General features: G+C 31.7%; 2 protein-coding genes. Both read left to right on the top strand.

Going from position 1 to position 1,840, the window contains the following annotated elements; translation table 11 throughout:
* Positions 1-344, top strand: a 344-nt coding sequence (locus ACFIKE_RS10035) for a YadA-like family protein (protein ID WP_375649696.1), incomplete at its 5' end; no start/stop codon positions are given.
* Positions 341-943 (top strand): invasion associated locus B family protein, encoded by a 603-nt coding sequence (locus ACFIKE_RS10030; RefSeq protein WP_375649694.1) that lies wholly within the window; start codon positions 341-343, stop codon positions 941-943. The genes ACFIKE_RS10035 and ACFIKE_RS10030, both read left to right, overlap by 4 nt.
* Positions 944-1,840: the final 897 nt, after the last annotated feature.

The following is a 1,840-nucleotide window of genomic DNA, read 5'->3' as shown; positions in this document are numbered from 1 at the left end:
AGTATACGGATGAGAAAGTTTCTCATATTGTAAAAGATGGAGTTAATGAGGCTAATTCGTATACGGATATGAAGTTTGAGACGTTAAATTATGCTGTTGAGGATGTTCGCAAGGAAGCAAGACAAGCTGCAGCGATTGGTCTAGCGGTGTCCAATTTACGTTACTATGATATACCAGGATCTTTAAGTGTTTCATTTGGTAGTGGTTTATGGCGTAGTCAATCCGCATTTGCTATTGGGGCTGGTTATACATCTGAAGATGGAAATATTCGTTCGAATGTATCTATTACGAGTGCTGGAGGTCACTGGGGGATAGGTGCTGGAATTACTCTGAGGTTGAGATGATAATAGAAAAAACGGCTGTTATTGTAAAAAAGAGAAGTATGTTAGTAAAGGTTTTGTTTGCTCTTGCCTTAATAGGCAAGAGCGAAAGCTTTGCTAATGAGAACAATAATATTTATACAGTGCATCCACCGCACTTATCGATACCTAAGGGAGAACCTGGTGAAACACGTCGAATTATTATGCAGTTTTATGACTGGACTTTGATTTGTGACGAAAAACAAAAGCTTAAACATAAGCAAGGTATATGTAATGTGACACAGACTGTTCATGATCAAGAAGGAAATACCATTTTTAGTTGGTCTCTTGTGTCTACGACAAGTGGTCAAGCAGTGATGCTTTTTCGGACATTGCCAAATTCTGATATAAATGTTCCGATTCAAATGTTTGTAAAAGGTGTTAAAAAACCTGTTCTTATTCATTATACGCAATGCAATGAAACTGTTTGTTTGGCAGAATCGCCTGTAGGGCCGGTTTTGACTAAACAAATAGAGCAGGACAATAAAGTACGTATTTCCTATAAAATTAAAGAAGGAAAGGTATTTTCTTTTACTGTACCATTTAAAGGATTAAATGCGGCACTTAATTCTTTACGTCCTTAGAATCCATCGAGTATTTTTAACAAGATTCATTTTTCATAAATTGTTGTATTATATTTTTGAGTGTAAATTATAAGGCCAAATAAGTAAGAATTTTTATATAATATGATATAGAGGTAATTTATTGGAAAGAGCGAGAGTTTTATGAATATAAAGTCACAATAAGTTCTTTGTATGTAATAGAAATTCAAGTCAGTAATTTCCATAAAGCTTAAAGAGTGATTTCGTTAGTTATTAAAAGTAAAAAAGATTAGCAATACTCGATTTAAAATAATTAAAAAGATAGCTTCCTTACAATAATAAGTAGGCTAAATTCTTTTTTAAAGCTTTAAATGGATTTTTAGAGCGATCTTATTAAGCATTAATATTTTTTAGATAAATTTATAATCCTAGAGAATTTTTTGAACGATAGTTTTAATTGGTATTCACAAAATAATAGCTATTGTAATTGCATTTTGTAGTACTACGGAACTTTTATTCCAGCATAATCAAAGCCATTTCATTGTATACAACAAACGAGGCTCGTGTGTGGATAACGAGATTGAAAAAAAGAAAAATTTTTTTATAAACCGTACTAATGTATAGGTTGTTGTGACCTTAAGAGTCAGCAAATAGTATTGTTATAATAGAGGTGTGCTCCGTGTAAATGGTATAAAGAAAAGAGCAAAATTTATAAAAATTGATGCGAACGTAAACGATTAATTTATAGTTTTAAGTACATAAAGAGAAGCATGATTTTACGGAAACAATCAAAAGATTATACAAAAATCTGAATGATGCTAGTGTAGAAAATTTTAATGATAGGCAAAGAAAGAATGATTTTTTGTATTTATCATTTGATGCTGCATTATTGCTTTATTTAGGAATGAGCAGAAGAGTTTTCGCGTTTATTTATTGGGG

Origin of the sequence: Bartonella sp. MU70NMGDW, assembly GCF_042194085.1 — a bacterium.
GTDB lineage: Bacteria > Pseudomonadota > Alphaproteobacteria > Rhizobiales > Rhizobiaceae > Bartonella > Bartonella grahamii.
This window is presented reverse-complemented; position numbering and strand designations above follow the sequence as displayed.

Bases quoted from the DNA above. Each gene is read 5' to 3' on its own strand.
- ACFIKE_RS10030 (WP_375649694.1), top strand. From the start codon at position 341: ATGATAATAGAAAAAACGGCTGTTATTGTAAAAAAGAGAAGTATGTTA.